We start from the raw sequence: 15655 nt of genomic DNA, 5'->3' as shown, positions 1-15655 counted from the left end.
TCCTCTCATCCCTGCGGAGACCTTCATGAACACACTTCCCGTCCAGCCACCGTCCGGCGCTCTGATTGGCGGTCAATGGCATGCCACCAGCGAGACACTCGAGGTCTTCCGTCCCGCCAGCGGCGACCCGATTGCCCGTATCGCCTCCAGCACTGCCGACGATGTCGATGCCGCGGTGGCGGCCGCCCGAGCGGCATTCGCCGGGGAGCTGGGTAGCTGGGCAAGCTGGTCTGCCCGGGCACGCAGCGAATGGCTGTACCGCTTCAGCCAGGCCATCGACGCCGATGCCGACCATCTCGCGGCACTTGAATGCGCCGATACCGGCAAGCCCATCAGTCAGGCACGGGGCGACATCGCCGCCTGCGCGCGCTACTTCCGCTTCTATGCAGGCGCGGCGGACAAGCTTCACGGCGAGACGATTCCCTTCGACCCTGACTACGCGGTGATGACGCTGCGGGAACCCTACGGCGTCTGCGCCCAGATCATCCCCTGGAACTATCCCGCCCAGATCTTCGGACGCTGCGTGGCGGCAGCCCTGGCGGCGGGCAATACCTGCGTGTTGAAACCCGCCGAGGATGCCTGCCTCAGTGTGCTGCGACTCGCCGAGCTGGCCGTGGACACGGGCCTGCCAGACGGCGCCCTCAACGTGGTCCCGGGCCTCGGTCGCGTCGCCGGCGCTGCCCTGGCAGAGCATCCCGATATCGATCACCTGTCCTTCACCGGCTCCCCCGACACCGGCACGCTGGTCACCCAGGCGGCGGCGGTCCACCACGTCCCGGTCACCCTGGAGCTCGGTGGCAAGTCGCCCCAGCTACTGTTCGCCGACGCGGATCGCCAGAGCGCCCTGGACGCCGTGGTGCGAGGCATCATTCAGAATGCCGGTCAGACCTGTTCAGCCGGCAGTCGACTGCTGGTCGAAGCCAGCATCCATGACGAGGTGGTCGACGCCCTGGCCCGCCGCTTCGAGGCGCTGGTATGCGATGCCGGCGAGCAGGACCCGGACTGTGGCGCGCTGATCAATGCCCGTCAGCGAGACAAGGTGATGACCTTGATCGAGGCAGCGACAGAGGACGGTATCCAGATCGCTGCCCGTGGCCGCCTTGCCGACGATGCCCCTGCTGGCGGCCACTTTGTCGTGCCTCACCTGCTGACACAGGTCCCCGAAGGCCACGGCGTCAGCCGCGAAGAGTTGTTCGGGCCGGTACTGGTAGTGCAGCCGTTCGCGGATGAAGCCGAGGCGGTACGTCTTGCCAATTCTACCGACTTCGGCCTGTGCGCTGGCGTATGGACCCGTGACGGCGGGCGCCAGCTGCGTTTGGCCAAGGCCATTCGCTCCGGCCAGGTGTTCGTCAACAACTACGGCGCTGCAGGGGGCATCGAACTGCCGTTCGGCGGCGTCGGCAAGTCCGGGCACGGCAGGGAAAAGGGCTTCGAAGGCCTCAAGAGCTACACTCGACTGAAGACCGTGGCCATTCGCCACGGATGAGCCACGGAGGCGTCGCCTCTGTGCCGCCTCATGACAGCTTCATCTACCATAAGGAACCGGGAATGACCTCTTCTGTTCATGTAGGCCTGATCGGCGTTGGCCTGATGGGCCATGGCATCGCTCAGAGCCTGCTGCGCCAGGGACATCGGCTGAGCTATCTGGATCACCCAGGCAACCAGCCCTGCGATGACCTTCAGACGGCAGGCGCCACGCCACTGGAAACACCGCGAGACGTGGCCTCTGCTGCAGAGCTGGTCATCCTCTGCGTCACCGGCACCCCCCAGGTGGAAAGCGTACTGTTCGACCCCCAGGGGGTTCTGGAAGGACTCAAGCCCGAGCAGATCGTCGTCGACTGCTCCACCGCCATTCCCAGCTCCACGCAGGCGATTGAAGCTCGCGTGCGGGAGGCAGGGGGCCGCTTCGTCGACGCCGCCATGACACGTACGCCCAAAGAGGCCGCAGAGGGGCGACTCAACCTGATCGTAGGCGCGGACAAGGCGCTGTTCGACGAGTTGACGCCGCTGTTTTCCGCGTTTGCCGAGCACATCACCCACGGCGGCCCCGTCGGGGCAGGCCACACCCTTAAACTGCTGCACAACTTTGTCTCCTTGGGATTCACTGCCGTGCTGGCCGAGGCCAGCGCCGCCTCGCAGCGGGCGGGCATCGACAACAGCGTGCTGCTGGAGGTACTGGGCAACGGTGGCGGCGGCGGTGTGGTGCTGGAGCGGCTGCGGCCGTATCTGGTGGACGCCGATCCCTCGGGCTTTCGTTTCAGCCTGTCGAACTCGCTCAAGGATGTGGGCTACTACCACAGCATGAGCAAGGACCTGGGAGCCTCACGCCAGATGGGCCAAGCCGTCCATCAGCTTTATGCCGATATCGTGGCCGAGGGCAACGGCGAACGACTGCTGCCTGAGCTGATCAGTCTGCTGGCCGACGCCTCGACTCAGCGAGGGGAGTGAGGAGTCGCCTCCCGCCATCACGGCCAGCGCATTTGACGGCCGCTTTCCACACCACTGACAACCGCCAGGAGCCTCCATGAAGATCCAGCGCATTGATACCTTGCGTCCGAAGGCTCGGCCCTCGCTGATCTGGGTGCGCCTGCACACCGAGGATGGACTGATCGGCCTGGGAGAAAGCTGGTTTGGCTGCGACGCCATCGAAGCCGATATTCATGGTCGCCTGGCGCCCCTGCTTCTGGGCGAGGACGCCCGTCGCATCGAAGCCCTGCACCGCAAGATGCAGCCCTACGTGGGCTTCACCGGCACCAGCGCCGAAACCCGCGCGCTGTCTGCGGTCGACGTGGCACTGTGGGACCTGGCGGGACAGCGGGCAGGCTTGCCACTGCACGACCTTCTGGGGGGCAAGAGCCGTGACCGGGTGCCGCTCTACAACACCTGTGCGGGACCCGAATATGTGTCCCAGTCTGCCGACGTGCGGCCGGGAAATTTCGGTCTGGGGAGCGGGGCCGCAGCGGCATCCGTCCAGGCCCGACCACGTTACGAGGATCTACAGGGATTTCTCGAACGTCCGGCAGAGCTCGCCTCGGAGCTACTCGACATGGGCATTTCGGCGATGAAGATCTGGCCCTTCGATTTCGCCGAAGGCGCCCACGATGGCATGACCATCTCGCCCCAGGATCTCAACCGGGCCCTGTGGCCGTTCGAGGAAATCCGCCGAGTCCATGGCGATCGCATGCGTCTCAAGGCCGAGCTGCATGGACTCTGGAGCGTGAACGCCGCTGGTCGGATTTGCCGGGCGCTGGCGCCTATCGATCCCGACTGGGTTGAAGACCCGCTGTGGATGGATCGCTTCGATCCGTTAAGCGAACTGGCCGACATCGGAATACCGCTGGCAGGAGGAGAAACGCTGGGCGGGCTCGGCCAGATACGTGACCTGCTGCAGCGCGGCCATATCCACACGCCGATCATCGATGTCACCTGGGGCGGAGGCATCACCTTTGCCCGCAAGGCCGCCGCCCTGGCGGAGGCAGAAGCGCGACCGATCGCCTTCCATGACTGTTCAGGCCCGATCACCCTGGCCGTTTCCACCCACCTGGCCATGGCCCTGCCCAACGTGGCCGAACAGGAGTTCACCCGCGCCTTCTACTATGGCTGGTACGGCGACTGCATCGACGGGCTCCCCCCCATCGAAAACGGCATGATCCGCGTCAGCGGCGAAGCGGGACTGGGGGTGAAGTTGAAGGTAGATACCGAAGGCGCGGATAACGCTGTCAGCTGTACCACCAGCCAAGGCTGACGCGACATTTCAGACTCGCCGGACACTCGAGCGCCCTCCATGTCACGTTACCAGTCGGCCAACCATTTCAACGGCCTGTCCAGCACGCCTCATTCTGCTAAAGCACACTCTCGCATTTTCAACGTTGCCCTCTAGTCGACTGGTCTATAGTATCGCCGCAACGCTTTTAAAATGTCTTTCATGTGCTGCTGAACGCGCCAGGACAGGCGGTCACGCCCTGACCAAGGTAAAACGCGGTACACGACGGCGCCCATAACAACAACGTATCCAAGACCGCTCGACAGACCAGCAACGAGACTGCGAGGAACCCCTACCCATGACCAGCTTCACCCTTAACGGCGAGGCGGTAAGTGTCGAGGTGGATCCACAGACCCCACTGCTGTGGGTGCTGCGCGATACCCTTGGCCTGACCGGCACCAAGTTCGGCTGCGGCATTGCCCAGTGTGGCGCCTGTACGATCCACTTCAATGGCTCTGCCACGCGCAGCTGCGTGCTGCCGCTGGCCGCCGCGGAAGGTGCCGAGATCACTACCATTGAAGGCCTGGATGCCGACGGCAACCATCCGCTACAGCAAGCCTGGCGGGAAGAGCAGGTGCCCCAATGCGGCTACTGCCAGTCAGGCCAGATCATGCAGGCAGCCGACCTGCTCGCACGCAAGCCCTCCCCCAGCGACGACGAGATCACTCAGGGCATGAGTGGCAACCTGTGTCGTTGCATGGCCTATGTGCGTATTCATCGAGCGGTCAAGCGAGCAGCGAACATGGCGCAGGCCGGTGTACAGAGCTGGGAGCCCCGCACGGGTGCAACCAGCGAGAGCGCGGAGGGCAACCAGCATGCCAAGGCCTAACGATCCACAGGTTGGCGATGTCCACGGCCGTGACCCGCAGCAGCGTTCATCCATCAGTGCCTCAGGCATCAGCCGTCGGGGCTTTTTGATCGGCACCCTTGGCTCGACAGCGGTGCTGGCGTTCGGCCTTCCCGGCATTGCCCTGGCCCAGGACGCAACCGATACCGCCCTCAAGGAAGGCCAGTACGAGCCGACCTTGTGGTACGCCATCGATAGCAACGGCCAGGTCACACTGCACTGCACCAAGGCCGAGATGGGCCAGCACGTGGGAACCAGCCTGGCACGTCTGGTCGCCGAGGAGCTTGAGGTCGACCCGGCGACCATGCGTATCGAGTATGTCGACAGCGATCCCAAGTGGGGATACATGATCACCGGTGGCAGCTGGTCGGTGAATCACAGTTTTCTGCCGCTCTCCCGCGCGGGCGCCGCTGGCCGCGAAGCGCTGATCGACGCCGGCGCTCGTCTGCTGGATGTGGACCCCGCACGCTGCCACGCCCGCAATGGTCAGGTCATCTGCGACGATCAGCGGATCAGCTATGGCGAGATCGTTGCCAGCGGCACCCTGTCGCGTAGCTACAGCGCCGAAGAGCTGGAAGCGATTGCCCTGAAACCCGCCAGTGAGCGACGCGTACTGGGCAGCCCCGGTAACGCCCAGGACATCCCCGACAAGACCACCGGAGCCGCCCTCTTCGGGATCGATGCCAAGATCGATGGCATGGTCTACGCGCGCCCGGTGCTGCCACCTGCCCGTTTTGGTTGCCAGGCCGTCTCGATCGATGACAGTGCTGCAGCAACGATCCCAGGCTATCAGCAGACGCTGCGTCTGGAGGATCCCTCAGGCCTATGCCAGGGCTGGCTTGCGGTAATTGCCGACAGCTTTTCGGCGGCCATGCGTGCGACCGATGCGCTCAAGGTCGAGTGGGACGTCGGTCCCGCTGCCGCCATCAGTGAAGCGGACATACAGCAGGAAGGACGTCGTCTGACCGAGGCGCCGACCCGTGACAATGGTGCTCTGTTTGTGGACAGCGGCGACCTGGCATCCGCCTTTGAGCGTGCCGACGCCGACAGCGCGACCCTGGTCGATGCCACCTACACCACCGCAAGCGTTCTGCATTTCCAGCTGGAGCCAGTGAATGCCACGGTGGTCGAGCGCGACGGGCATTGGCACATCCATTGCGGCAACCAGCAGCAGTCCGCCTCAGTGCCGCTGGTGGCCAAGGCGCTGGAGGTCGACGACAGCCAGGTGACCTTCCATCAGTATTACCTCGGCGGTGGTTTCGGGCGACGCCTCTATGGCGACTATGCTGTTCCGGCGGCGCTTGCCGCCAAGGCTCTGGGCAAACCGGTCAAGATGGTGTTTACCCGCCCCGATGATAGCCGTCTCGATTGCGTTCGCTCGCCGTCGGTGCAGCGCCTGCGCTCAGCCGTTACGGCAAGCGGTGAGATCCTGGCCAGTGAGCATGCTGCTGCGGCGGGATGGCCCACCGCGGCGATCGCGCCCGGCTTTCTGGGCGAGTTCGTCGATGGTGGCGGCAAGCTAGATTCCTTCGCCATCAGCGGAGCGGACCACTGGTACCAGGTCGCTGCCCAGCGGGTGTGGGCTCAGCAGAATCACAAGGCCCACGAGGCCTTTGTCCCTGGCTACCTGCGCTCGGTGGGGCCGGGCTGGACCACCTGGGCAGTCGAGAGCCATATGGATGAACTGGCCCAGGCGGCAGGGCTCGACCCGGCCCGCTTCCGCCTGGCACTGCTCCAGGCGGAAGGGCGCAACGCCGGGGAAGCGCCGAACAGCGTGGGTGGCGCCGAACGCCTGAAAGCGGTGTTGCAGCGCGCGCTGGAGAAGTCGGGCTGGAGCGAACGCGATACCCTACCGGAGGACACAGGGCTCGGCGTGGCACTCAGCTTCGGTCAGGAACGCCATATGCCAACCTGGGTGGCCTGTGTCGCCCGCGTCAAGGTAGATCGGAGCAGCGGCGACGTCACGGTCGAAAAGCTGACCTCGGTCGTGGACGCCGGCACCCTGGCCCACCCGGATGGCGCCATGGCCCAGCTGGAAGGGTCACTGCTGTGGGGCCTGTCCATGGCGCTGCACGAAGGCACCGAGTATGCAGAGGGGCAGCCCAGCGATCTCAATCTCAACAGCTACACCCCGCTGCGTATGCATCAGGTGCCAGAGCTGGATCTTGAGTTCATGATCAACGACCACACGCCGGTCGGGCTCGGTGAGCCCGGCACCTGCGTGGTGGCGCCCGCCATCGGCAATGCTGTCGCGCATGCCTGCGGTGTGCGTTTACGCGATCTTCCGATGCGGGCACAAACCCTCAAGACACGGCTCGGCAACCGCGCCGATGACCAGATGACGAGCTGACAGCCGCACGGGAGTCCTCCGGCCAACAACGGAGGGCTCCCCCCGAACAGGACACGCAACCCATGCAACATCTGGATCTGACGGTGGTGCGTCGTGCCCTTGAGTGGCTGCACGACGGACGCGAACTGTGGCTGGCCACGGTGCTGTCCACCTATGGCTCTTCCCCTCGTGAGCCCGGTGCCTGGCTGATTGCCACCCAGGACGGCGAGCATGCCGGCTCGCTATCTGGCGGCTGTGTCGAAGACGACTTTCTTGAACGCCTGAGTCGGGGTGAGTTCCACCAGCCAGTGACCCGCGTGCGCTACGGCGCAGGAGACGACGTCGACTATCCCGCACCGACACTACCCTGTGGAGGCGTGCTGGAGGTGTTGATCGAGCGCTTTGCGCCTGACGAGGCAGCCGTGACCCACTTCACTGCACTGGCAGCAGCACTGGAGGGCAAGGGTCCGCTGCGACGACGGGTCTCGTGGTCGACGGCAGAGCGGCAACTGCTCGATGACGATGGCATCGGCGACCGCGTGCAGCTGCAGGAGACCGAGCAGCAAGCCTTACTGCGAGTAGGCCCCAGCGCCCGCCTGGTGCTGGCAGGCGTCTCACCGGTTGCGGTGTTCTGCGCCCAGTTCGCCCTGGGTCTGGGCTTCGAGGTCATCGTCTGCGACCCACGGGAGGGCAAGCTGGAAGAGCTTGTCGAGGCTCTGGGCGAATCCGCAGCACGCATCGACACCATCGCCCGGCTTCCCTCGCGCTTCATTGCCGAAGGCGGATGCCACGCGGCGACCGCCGTCGTAGCGCTGACCCACGACCCGCGCATCGATGACCTGGCGATGATGGAAGCCGTGCACACCCAGGCGTTCTATATCGGCGTGATGGGATCGCGGCAGACCTCCAGCGCACGCGCAGCGAGGCTCGCCCGCAGCGGTGGTCTCAGCGAGGCCGACATCGCGCGGATCCATATGCCGATCGGTCTGCACCTGGGCAGCAAGACCCCTGCGGAAATTGCGCTGGCGGTGATGGCAGACGTGATCAGGGTACGTCGTGGCAAACCACGTGATGGGCTTTAAGCCGCTGTCACAATCGATAAACCTGAGGAGCCTCAGACGATGACAACCCTGTGGTGCGTGATGGCTGCTGCAGGCAGCTCACGCCGGTTTGGCAGGGCCGACAAGCGCCTTGCCCGCCTGAGCGACAGCCGCACACTGCTGGCCGCCAGCCTGTCCGCCAGCGCCGCCCTGTCGGCCAGACGACTGCTGGTGATCGGTCCACATGACACCCTGGCTGGCTTGTCCGTCCCCGCGTCCCCCGGACTCGAGGTGCTGACGCTGGCGCAGACCAGCCGCAGCCTGGGGGATAGCCTGGCCCAGGCGTTCAATTGGCTTGAACGCCATGCATCAACGGCCGAGGCAGCGGCGGTGTGGCTCGCCGACATGGCCTGGGTGACACCGGCCAGCTGCCATCGTCTGGCGGCGCAATCCCGGCGGGATCGCCTGGTCAGGCCGACGTATCAGGGCCAGCCGGGACATCCAGTCATCATCGGCCGCGACTTCTGGGGCGAGATGGGAAGCCTGCATGGCCAGGAGGGGGCCAGATCCGTACTCGCACGCCACCCACAGGCGCGGGTGGACATTGCGGTGGACGACCCGGGCGTGGTGCGTGACCTGGACCGTCCGCAGGACCCTCGCTAGCGCCTTCGACCTGATCCGCGCTAGCGCGCCCTGGTGTGTTCCGCCATAAAGGCATCGACAATGGCGTCAAAGTCGCTATCGCCTACAAAGCCAAGGGCATCTGCCTTGGCCGTGCGGAAGCGACCCGGCCAGCTGGAGACGATGGCATTCACCCGCTCGTCCGGGCGAAAGCTCACCCGAGCCCGCGCTTCGGCGCCGCCCTTGCGTTCGAGGGCGTCCAGCATCTCGGCCACGCTGACGGTGATACCCGGCAGCATAAAGGCGCGGAAATCGCCCAGGGAGTCAGCAGCCACCGCCGCCCCATGCATCAACGCCTCCACTACCTTGCCCGGCGACATCACGAAGAGCTCGAGCTCTGGGGACACGGGACACACGGCGTCTTCACCATTGAGAGGTTCACGCAGGATACTCGACGCGAAGCTCGACGCCGCCGCGTTGGGCCGCCCCGGGCGAATCACGATCGTCGGCAGACGCAGGACCAAGCCATCGACCAGGCCTCGGCGGCTGTAATCCTGGATCAACAGCTCGCACATCGCCTTCTGGGAACCATAGGAGCTTTGCGGCCGTAGCGCAGTCATGTCATCGAGCACGTCGGGCAGCTCGCCTCCATACACCGCCACGGAGCTTGCCATGATCACCCGGGTATCGCTCATCCCGCGCTGATGGCAGCCTTCGAGCAGGCGACGGGTGGCATCAAAGTTGACCGCTTGACCGAGGGCAAGGTCCGCCTCGGCAGCGGAGCTGACAACCGCCGCCAGGTGATAGATCACCTGTGGCCGGCCTTCCAGCAAGGCATCCCAGGCACCGTCCTCGGTCAGGTCTCTGGCGGTCGTAGTGATCGCCACTGCCCCTTGCGCGGTCGGGTGGGGCGGCGTGCTCTGGTCGACCAGGGTCAAGCGGGTCAGTGGCTCGCCACGACACTGCCCGGCCGCCAGCAGCGCCTGGGTCAGGCGCTGGCCAAGAAAGCCTGCCGCACCAGTAATCAGAATATGCATCAGGGCGTCTCCTCAGCGTGTCCAGCGATGATCCCATAGGGGCGCGCCCAGCCTAGTCCTGCGACAGTGCCCTCTCTGGGGCGGTATTCGCAGCCGACCCAGCCGTCGTACCCTTGGGCGTCGAGGTGCTCGAGCAACGCGCCGATATTCAACTCACCCTGGTCAGGTTCGTGACGTTCCGGCACCCCGGCAATCTGCACATGCCCCACCTGAGCGAACTGCTGCTCCAGGGTACGCATCAGATCACCCTGCATGATCTGGCAGTGATAGAGGTCGAACTGCAGGCGCAGGTGCGGCGATCCTACGCGTCGAATCACCTCCCGCGCCAACGCCTGGTGCTGCAACAGGTAGCCCGGCATGTCGCGCCCATTGATGGGTTCGATCAGCAGCGTGCGCCCGTCCTGGCCACAGCGCTCAGCGGCGTGGCTCAGGTTATCGACGTAGGTCTTCAGGTAGGCATCGCGGGTGGCGGGGTCGGCGTTGTCGGGCAACACCCCGGCCATGGCGTGCACCCGCGGGCAGTCCAGCGCCTGCGCATATTCGAGAGCACGTTCCAGTCCGTCGCGAAACGCCTGCTCCCGACCCGGTAGGCCAGCCAAGCCGCGCTCGCCGGCCTCCCAGTCGCCTGGGGGCAGATTGAACAGCACCTGGGTGAGTCCCTGGTCATCCAGTCGAGCGCGCAGCTCGCTTGCTGGGAAGTCATAAGGAAACAGATACTCGACACCGCGAAAGCCGGCCCTGGCGGCGGCGGCAAAACGGTCGAGAAAGTCGTGCTCCGTAAACATCATGCTGAGATTGGCGGCCAAGCGAATCATCGGGCGCTCCTGCTGCTGTCGTTGTCGTTATCGCTGTCATCGCCCCGGCACCCTGCAACTGGCACCTCACATCTGATCTGGCGTCCCATAACGGGCACCGGGGCGGCAGACTCAGTCCCGCGGGAAGCGCGCCTCCAGCTCGGCGACCTGCTCCGGGGTCAGGCCTCGGGGATTCTGCCCGCGCAACAGCAAGAATAGCTTGGCGGTCTCCTCGAGCTCTTCGGTGGCGTACACCGCCGCCTCCAAGGACTTGCCGGCCACCACCGGCCCGTGGTTGGCCAGCAGTACCGCGCTATGCTTGCCCGCCAGTCCCCTGACAGCATCTCCCAGCGCCGGATCTCCCGGTACATGGTAGGGCACCAGCGGCAAGCGACCGACACGCATCACATAGTAGGCGGTCAGCGGTGGAATGCAGTCGCAGTGATCGACGTCCGGCAGGCAGGATACCGCCACCGAATGGGTCGAGTGCAGGTGCACGATGGCCTCGGACTGGGGCCGCTCGGCATACATCGCCATGTGCAAAAAGCTTTCCTTGGTCGGCTTGTCGCCGCCGAGCCACTCGCCGCTTGCTGACAGCGTCGAAATGGTCGCTGGGTCCAGGCGTCCAAGACAGGCGTTGGTTGGCGTCATCAGCCAGCCCCCATCGTCCAGGCGCACGCTGATGTTGCCACTGGAGCCCATGGTCAGCCCGCGGTCAAACAGTGACTTGCCGTAGGTGGCGATCTGTTCACGCAGGCGGTTGACGTCGCGAGTGCTCATCGGGTCGCCTCCTCGAGCACGACAAAGCCGCGGGTAAAGATATCGATACCCCCAAAGTTGCCCGACTTCAGCGCCAGCGACAGCGTTCCTGCTGCCACACTGGCCTGGGTCCAGGGCACCCCAGCATCGATCTGTGGGCCAATTCGCAGCCGATCCAGCGACAGTGCCGACACCACGGCGCCGGAGGTCTCGCCTCCCGCGACCAGCAGACGGCCAACGCCTTCCGCCACCAGGGTGGTCGCCAGTGAGGCCAGGGCCCGCTCGACCAGTTCACCGGCCCGGGCCACCCCTAGCTGCTGCTGAGCCGCCTTGACGCGATCAGGCGCCGCGGAGGCATAGACCAGCACGGGCTCGTCGGGGGACTCCGCATGCTGTCGGCGCACAAAGTCGAGCGCCTCGGCGATGGGCTGGTCACCCTGCGCCAGGGACAGTGGGTCCAGGGCAAATCCTGGGCGATGCTCGAGAAAGTGCTCGACCTGAGCGAGGGTTGCCCGCGAACAGCTACCCGACAGCACCAGTGACCGCCCCTGGGCCGGCGCCAGTCGCGCCGCATCCTCAACCGGTGCCAACCAGCCCTTGCGCCGATACTCTGCCGGCAACGCCTGACCAAGGCCGGACCCACCGGTCACCAGGGGCAGCTCGACGGTCGCTGCGGCCAGCACGTCCAGATCATCGTCATCCAGCGTATCGCAGATGACGTGGCGCACTCCGCTGGCATCGAGCTCACTCAGGCGACGGCGGCATGCCTCGGCGCCAGCGCGAATGACCGCGTGGGAAACGAGCCCTACCGGATGCGAGGTCTGGGCCCCCAGCACCCTGACCAGGTCGGCATCGGTCATGGGATTGAGCGGATGATCCTGCATCCCGCTGTCGTTGAGCAGGCGATCTCCGACGAACAGATGTCCTTGGTAGACGGTGCGCCCCGTGGTGGGAAAGGCCGGCACCATCACCGTCTGCCGCCCGCCAAGACGCTCTAGCAGGGCATCGGCGACAGGCCCGATATTGCCCTCGGCGGTGGAATCGAAGGTCGAGCAGTACTTGAAGAAGACTTGCCGCACGCCCTGCCCGCGCAGCCAGTCCAGTGCCGCCAGGCTGTCCTTGAGGGCCTCATCGAGTGCACAGCTGCGTGACTTGAGCGCCACGACAACGGCGTCGACGCCCTCGGGCAGGGGCTTGCCGGTGGGGTCCCCCAGTATCTGGACGGTGCGCATGCCCGAGCGCACCAGGTTATTGGCCAGATCGGTGGCTCCCGTGAAATCGTCGGCAATAGCGCCGAGTACCAGGCTCATGCGAGATCCTCTTTAAAACCATCAAAGTGACAAACGCGAGGGGCAGAGACAGCGGGAACAAGCGCGCTGCTCACAGGGACGGCGCTGACCGTCACTGCGCCGACTCGTCATTGGCGGCAGGCAGCACCACGCCCCCCGTTGCAGCATAGACCTTGACCACCGCTGAATCGTCCTCGCGCCCCAGTCCCATGCCGCTGGCAGCGGTAAACTGCTGCAGCGCGCTGGAGGCCACAGGCATCGCCAGACGCAGCTCACGACCGGTGTCGTGCACGATGTTCAGGTCCTTGACGAAGATGTCGACCGCCGACAGCGGCCGGTAATCCCCGTCGAGAATGTGGGGCACGCGATTTTCGAACATCCAGGAATTGCCCGCCGACTGAGTGATCACCCGGTAAAGCGCGCGACCATCGATGCCCATCCTGAGCCCTAACGCCATGGCCTCGGCGGCGGCGGCGATATGTACGCCGGCAAGGTGCTGGTTGACCAGTTTCACGCTTGAGCCCGGGCCGGGAACATCGCCCAGGTGATGCACGGTAGCGGCCATCGCATCGAGTACCGGTGCGGCCTTGGCGAAGGCCTGGGGCGTCCCGGATGCCATCACCGACAGCTCCCCCGTGGCCGCCTTGGCCGCACCACCGCTGATCGGCGCATCCAGCATCAAAAGCCCCGCCTGATCCAGCCGCTGACCCAGTGTCTCGGCCACGCTGGGCGCTACCGTCGCGCACTGAATCACCAGACTCCCCGCGGCTAGCTGGGTCGCCAGCCCGTCGTCTTTGCCATCGCCAAACAGCACCGACATCACCTGATCGGCATTGACCACGACCAGCAGTATCACGTCGCAGCGCGGGGCCAGCGCGGAGGCTTCCGCCACACATTGGCCCCCTTCGTCCTCGAAGGTCTTGCGCGACGCGGCAGACACATCACAGCCGACGACCTCGAGACCTGCGCGCTTGAGGCTTCTGGCGATGCCCATCCCCATGGCACCGAGTCCAACCACACCGCACACAGGCAATCCTGAAGACGCGTCGCTCATGTTGCACTCCCGAGAAGTTGTCGTGGCGAATGACGTTGAGATTTGAATGTTAGCGCTAACATTTGTAGTCGAGAGCCCTCTCAAGCACAAGTGTCAGACGCATCACATCGACCATGGTCTAATCCCAGGAGCGGCGTCTTAACCGCCATCCTCAACGGCCCTTCAAGGGCAGACCGGCCTGCCTATCCAGCGCAGCCAGGCCCTCTCGGCGCGAGGAACAGCACTCAGGTCCTCAAGACGACCGGTTCGGCATAAAATAGGCATAGGTGGCCATAAGACTGGCATAGCCATAAGCAGCGCCCAACAGGGAGAGCATGATGAGTGAGCCACAAGGCGGCGACCGGCGACGGCGCAAGGGACTTGATAATCCCACCCTGGACGACGTCGCGCGGGAAGCGGGGGTATCGGCCATCACCGTCTCCCGCGCCATCCATCGTCCCGACAGCGTGCGAGAGGCCACCCGCGAGAAAGTGGAAGCGGCTATCGCCAAGGTCGGCTACGTCCCCAACATGGTCGCCGGCACCCTGGCCTCGGCCAGCTCACGATTTATTCCTGTCATCGTGCCTTCGTTGTCCAACGTGGTGTTCGTCGAAGTCATCCAGGGACTCCAGGCCGTCTTCGATCAGCACGGATATCAGATGCTGCTGGGCAATACCGACTACAGCATGGAGCGCGAAGAGGAGCTGATCCGCACCTTCCTCGGCTGGTCCCCCACCGCCCTGGTGACCACGGGCCTGCGTCACCGGGAGGGCCTGAGTGAGCTGCTCAAGCGCTTCCCCCGCCCGCTGGTGGAGATCATGGAACTGGGCCAGGCAGTGGACATGAACGTGGGCATGGACCATCAACGGGCCGGCGCCACCATGGCCGACCACTTGCTGGCCCAGGGCTACCGCCACATCGTGTTTGCCGGCACTCGACTCGCGCATAACTATCGCGCCGCCCAGCGCTACGAAGGCCATCGCTCACGCCTGGTCAGCGAAGGCCTGGATGCCCCCCTGATGGAATGGCAGCAGGACAGCCACTACGACCTCGGCGGTGCAGCGCTGGACGACATACGCCGGCAATATCCGCAGGTCGAGGCCATCCACTTCATCGATGACGTGATGGCATCCGGTGCCTTGCTCGAAGCACAGCGCCAGGGCTTGCGCGTGCCCGACGACATCGCTATCGCAGGTTTTACCGGACTGCCCTTCGCACGCGCGCTGATTCCCCGCCTGACGACCATTGTCTCCCCCCGCGAAGCCATCGGACGCCTGGCCGCCCATCAGATCATCGATCGCCTGGAGGGTCGCCAGCCAGAGGCCTGCATCGACGTCGGCTTTACGCTGCAAAGAGGCGAAAGCACATGAACAAATGGGTGATAAAAAACACATGAAACACTGAGCCGACTCGCTAGTTGGCCCCCCCGAGCTCACCGTATGACGCACGGGAGGAGATCGGCAGGCTGTTCATCGGTCGCAGTGCCTGGCGCGCCGAAGGCCTGGCCCAGATCGCCGAGAAGGCGCTACGCTCCCGCTTCGGCGAAGCCGGATCCGACTGACCGTCTAGCCCAGGTCGCGGCGCATGATGGTCACGCGCTCCCCCAGGTAGTCGACATCCTCGACGGCTTCCCATCCGCCCCGCCGATACAGCGACTGCTGGTCGGGTGTGTAGAGGTGCAGCCGTGCGATGCCGTGCTCACGGGCTTCCTGTTCGACGCGTCGAACCAGGGCCGAGGCGATGCCCTGCCCACGCTGCTCCGGCGGCACGAACACCGATGCGAGCCAGGGGCCCAGTTCCCGCCGAATGCTCATGTCATCCGGCGACAGGCTGGCGGTGCCCAGCGGCTGGCCGCCCGCCATCGCCACGAATACCGAGGGGACCCCGTCGGGGCCGCACAGCTCGGCGGTAGCTTCGCGCCAGCTCTGCAGAGTGGCGTCCTGATGCTGGTGCCCCCAAGCGCCGAAGGTCCAGCCAGCGACCTGATCGAGATGTGGCGAGTCGGCCCGCAGCCGCTCGATGACGTAATCGCTCACCTGCTCACTCCCTGTGTGTCATGCCCCTGGCCCACCGTGGGGGCCGGGCCCTGTGACGAAAAACATGATGCGTGCCGCCCTGGGGATTCACTCAGCCCCGGCGCCTC

At 65.2% G+C, this 15655-nt stretch carries 15 protein-coding genes; 9 read left to right on the top strand and 6 right to left on the bottom strand.

The window, feature by feature from the left end:
- Window positions 1-25: 25 nt before the first annotated feature.
- From KUW18_RS07700 to KUW18_RS07670, 7 genes are all read left to right on the top strand, one after another.
- Window positions 26-1486, top strand: a complete 1461-nt coding sequence (locus KUW18_RS07700; protein WP_222561133.1) for an aldehyde dehydrogenase family protein — start codon at window positions 26-28, stop codon at window positions 1484-1486.
- Between the two features lie 62 nt (window positions 1487-1548).
- A complete protein-coding gene (locus KUW18_RS07695; protein ID WP_222561132.1) occupies window positions 1549-2448 on the top strand; it encodes an NAD(P)-dependent oxidoreductase in 900 nt (299 codons plus the stop codon).
- A gap of 76 nt (window positions 2449-2524) precedes the next feature.
- A complete protein-coding gene (locus KUW18_RS07690) occupies window positions 2525-3745 on the top strand; it encodes a mandelate racemase/muconate lactonizing enzyme family protein (protein ID WP_222561131.1) in 1221 nt (406 codons plus the stop codon).
- 316 nt (window positions 3746-4061) lie between these two features.
- A complete protein-coding gene (locus KUW18_RS07685) occupies window positions 4062-4592 on the top strand; it encodes a (2Fe-2S)-binding protein (RefSeq protein ID WP_222561130.1) in 531 nt (176 codons plus the stop codon).
- A complete protein-coding gene (locus tag KUW18_RS07680; RefSeq protein WP_222561129.1) occupies window positions 4579-6960 on the top strand; it encodes a xanthine dehydrogenase family protein molybdopterin-binding subunit in 2382 nt (793 codons plus the stop codon). The genes KUW18_RS07685 and KUW18_RS07680 overlap by 14 nt, the downstream gene beginning before the upstream one ends.
- A gap of 62 nt (window positions 6961-7022) precedes the next feature.
- On the top strand, window positions 7023-8021 hold the full coding sequence (locus tag KUW18_RS07675; RefSeq protein WP_222561128.1) for an XdhC family protein: 999 nt from the start codon (window positions 7023-7025) through the stop codon (window positions 8019-8021).
- Between the two features lie 39 nt (window positions 8022-8060).
- Complete coding sequence (locus KUW18_RS07670) at window positions 8061-8642, top strand: NTP transferase domain-containing protein (protein WP_222561127.1); 582 nt, start codon at window positions 8061-8063, stop codon at window positions 8640-8642.
- A 20-nt stretch (window positions 8643-8662) separates the two neighbouring features.
- Here the strand turns inward: KUW18_RS07670 and denD are convergent, their stop codons facing one another.
- The 5 genes from denD to ltnD form a co-directional block, all read right to left on the bottom strand.
- The gene (gene denD, locus KUW18_RS07665) at window positions 8663-9637 is read right to left on the bottom strand and encodes a D-erythronate dehydrogenase (protein ID WP_206941467.1); all 975 of its coding nucleotides are present in this window, start codon (window positions 9635-9637) and stop codon (window positions 8663-8665) included.
- Window positions 9637-10452 carry a 2-oxo-tetronate isomerase gene (gene otnI, locus KUW18_RS07660; RefSeq protein WP_222561126.1) on the bottom strand — a complete coding sequence of 272 codons (816 nt, stop codon included), beginning with the start codon at window positions 10450-10452 and terminating at the stop codon, window positions 9637-9639. Before otnI ends, denD begins: the two co-directional genes overlap by 1 nt.
- A gap of 111 nt (window positions 10453-10563) precedes the next feature.
- Window positions 10564-11211, bottom strand: coding sequence for a 3-oxo-tetronate 4-phosphate decarboxylase (otnC, locus tag KUW18_RS07655; RefSeq protein WP_206941471.1), 648 nt, complete (start codon window positions 11209-11211; stop codon window positions 10564-10566).
- On the bottom strand, window positions 11208-12500 hold the full coding sequence (gene otnK / locus KUW18_RS07650) for a 3-oxo-tetronate kinase (RefSeq protein WP_222561125.1): 1293 nt from the start codon (window positions 12498-12500) through the stop codon (window positions 11208-11210). The genes otnC and otnK overlap by 4 nt, the downstream gene beginning before the upstream one ends.
- Before the next feature lie 91 nt (window positions 12501-12591).
- On the bottom strand, window positions 12592-13533 hold the full coding sequence (gene ltnD, locus KUW18_RS07645) for an L-threonate dehydrogenase (protein ID WP_222561124.1): 942 nt from the start codon (window positions 13531-13533) through the stop codon (window positions 12592-12594).
- Window positions 13534-13850: 317 nt separating this feature from the next.
- Between ltnD and KUW18_RS07640 the strand changes: the two genes are divergently transcribed.
- The gene (locus tag KUW18_RS07640) at window positions 13851-14882 is read left to right on the top strand and encodes a LacI family DNA-binding transcriptional regulator (protein WP_222484733.1); all 1032 of its coding nucleotides are present in this window, start codon (window positions 13851-13853) and stop codon (window positions 14880-14882) included.
- Window positions 14883-14929: 47 nt separating this feature from the next.
- A complete protein-coding gene (locus KUW18_RS07635; RefSeq protein ID WP_222484331.1) occupies window positions 14930-15073 on the top strand; it encodes a hypothetical protein in 144 nt (47 codons plus the stop codon).
- A gap of 4 nt (window positions 15074-15077) precedes the next feature.
- Here the strand turns inward: KUW18_RS07635 and KUW18_RS07630 are convergent, their stop codons facing one another.
- The gene (locus KUW18_RS07630; RefSeq protein WP_222484333.1) at window positions 15078-15548 is read right to left on the bottom strand and encodes a GNAT family N-acetyltransferase; all 471 of its coding nucleotides are present in this window, start codon (window positions 15546-15548) and stop codon (window positions 15078-15080) included.
- Between the last annotated feature and the right edge of the window lie 107 nt (window positions 15549-15655).

The organism is Halomonas sp. DP5Y7-2 (genome assembly GCF_019802025.1).
In the GTDB taxonomy this organism is placed as follows: domain Bacteria; phylum Pseudomonadota; class Gammaproteobacteria; order Pseudomonadales; family Halomonadaceae; genus Halomonas; species Halomonas litopenaei_A.
The sequence above is the reverse complement of the archived record's forward strand: the minus strand, read 5'-3'. Positions and strand labels throughout refer to the sequence as shown.

Coding starts and splice junctions, on each gene's coding strand:
- KUW18_RS07680 (WP_222561129.1), top strand. CDS start 4,579: ATGCCAAGGCCTAACGATCCACAGGTTGGCGATGTCCACGGCCGTGAC.
- otnC (WP_206941471.1), bottom strand. CDS start 11,211: ATGAGCACTCGCGACGTCAACCGCCTGCGTGAACAGATCGCCACCTAC.
- ltnD (WP_222561124.1), bottom strand. CDS start 13,533: ATGAGCGACGCGTCTTCAGGATTGCCTGTGTGCGGTGTGGTTGGACTC.
- denD (WP_206941467.1), bottom strand. CDS start 9,637: ATGCATATTCTGATTACTGGTGCGGCAGGCTTTCTTGGCCAGCGCCTG.
- KUW18_RS07700 (WP_222561133.1), top strand. CDS start 26: ATGAACACACTTCCCGTCCAGCCACCGTCCGGCGCTCTGATTGGCGGT.
- KUW18_RS07640 (WP_222484733.1), top strand. CDS start 13,851: ATGAGTGAGCCACAAGGCGGCGACCGGCGACGGCGCAAGGGACTTGAT.
- KUW18_RS07670 (WP_222561127.1), top strand. CDS start 8,061: ATGACAACCCTGTGGTGCGTGATGGCTGCTGCAGGCAGCTCACGCCGG.
- KUW18_RS07675 (WP_222561128.1), top strand. CDS start 7,023: ATGCAACATCTGGATCTGACGGTGGTGCGTCGTGCCCTTGAGTGGCTG.
- KUW18_RS07685 (WP_222561130.1), top strand. CDS start 4,062: ATGACCAGCTTCACCCTTAACGGCGAGGCGGTAAGTGTCGAGGTGGAT.
- KUW18_RS07690 (WP_222561131.1), top strand. CDS start 2,525: ATGAAGATCCAGCGCATTGATACCTTGCGTCCGAAGGCTCGGCCCTCG.
- otnI (WP_222561126.1), bottom strand. CDS start 10,452: ATGATTCGCTTGGCCGCCAATCTCAGCATGATGTTTACGGAGCACGAC.
- KUW18_RS07695 (WP_222561132.1), top strand. CDS start 1,549: ATGACCTCTTCTGTTCATGTAGGCCTGATCGGCGTTGGCCTGATGGGC.
- otnK (WP_222561125.1), bottom strand. CDS start 12,500: ATGAGCCTGGTACTCGGCGCTATTGCCGACGATTTCACGGGAGCCACC.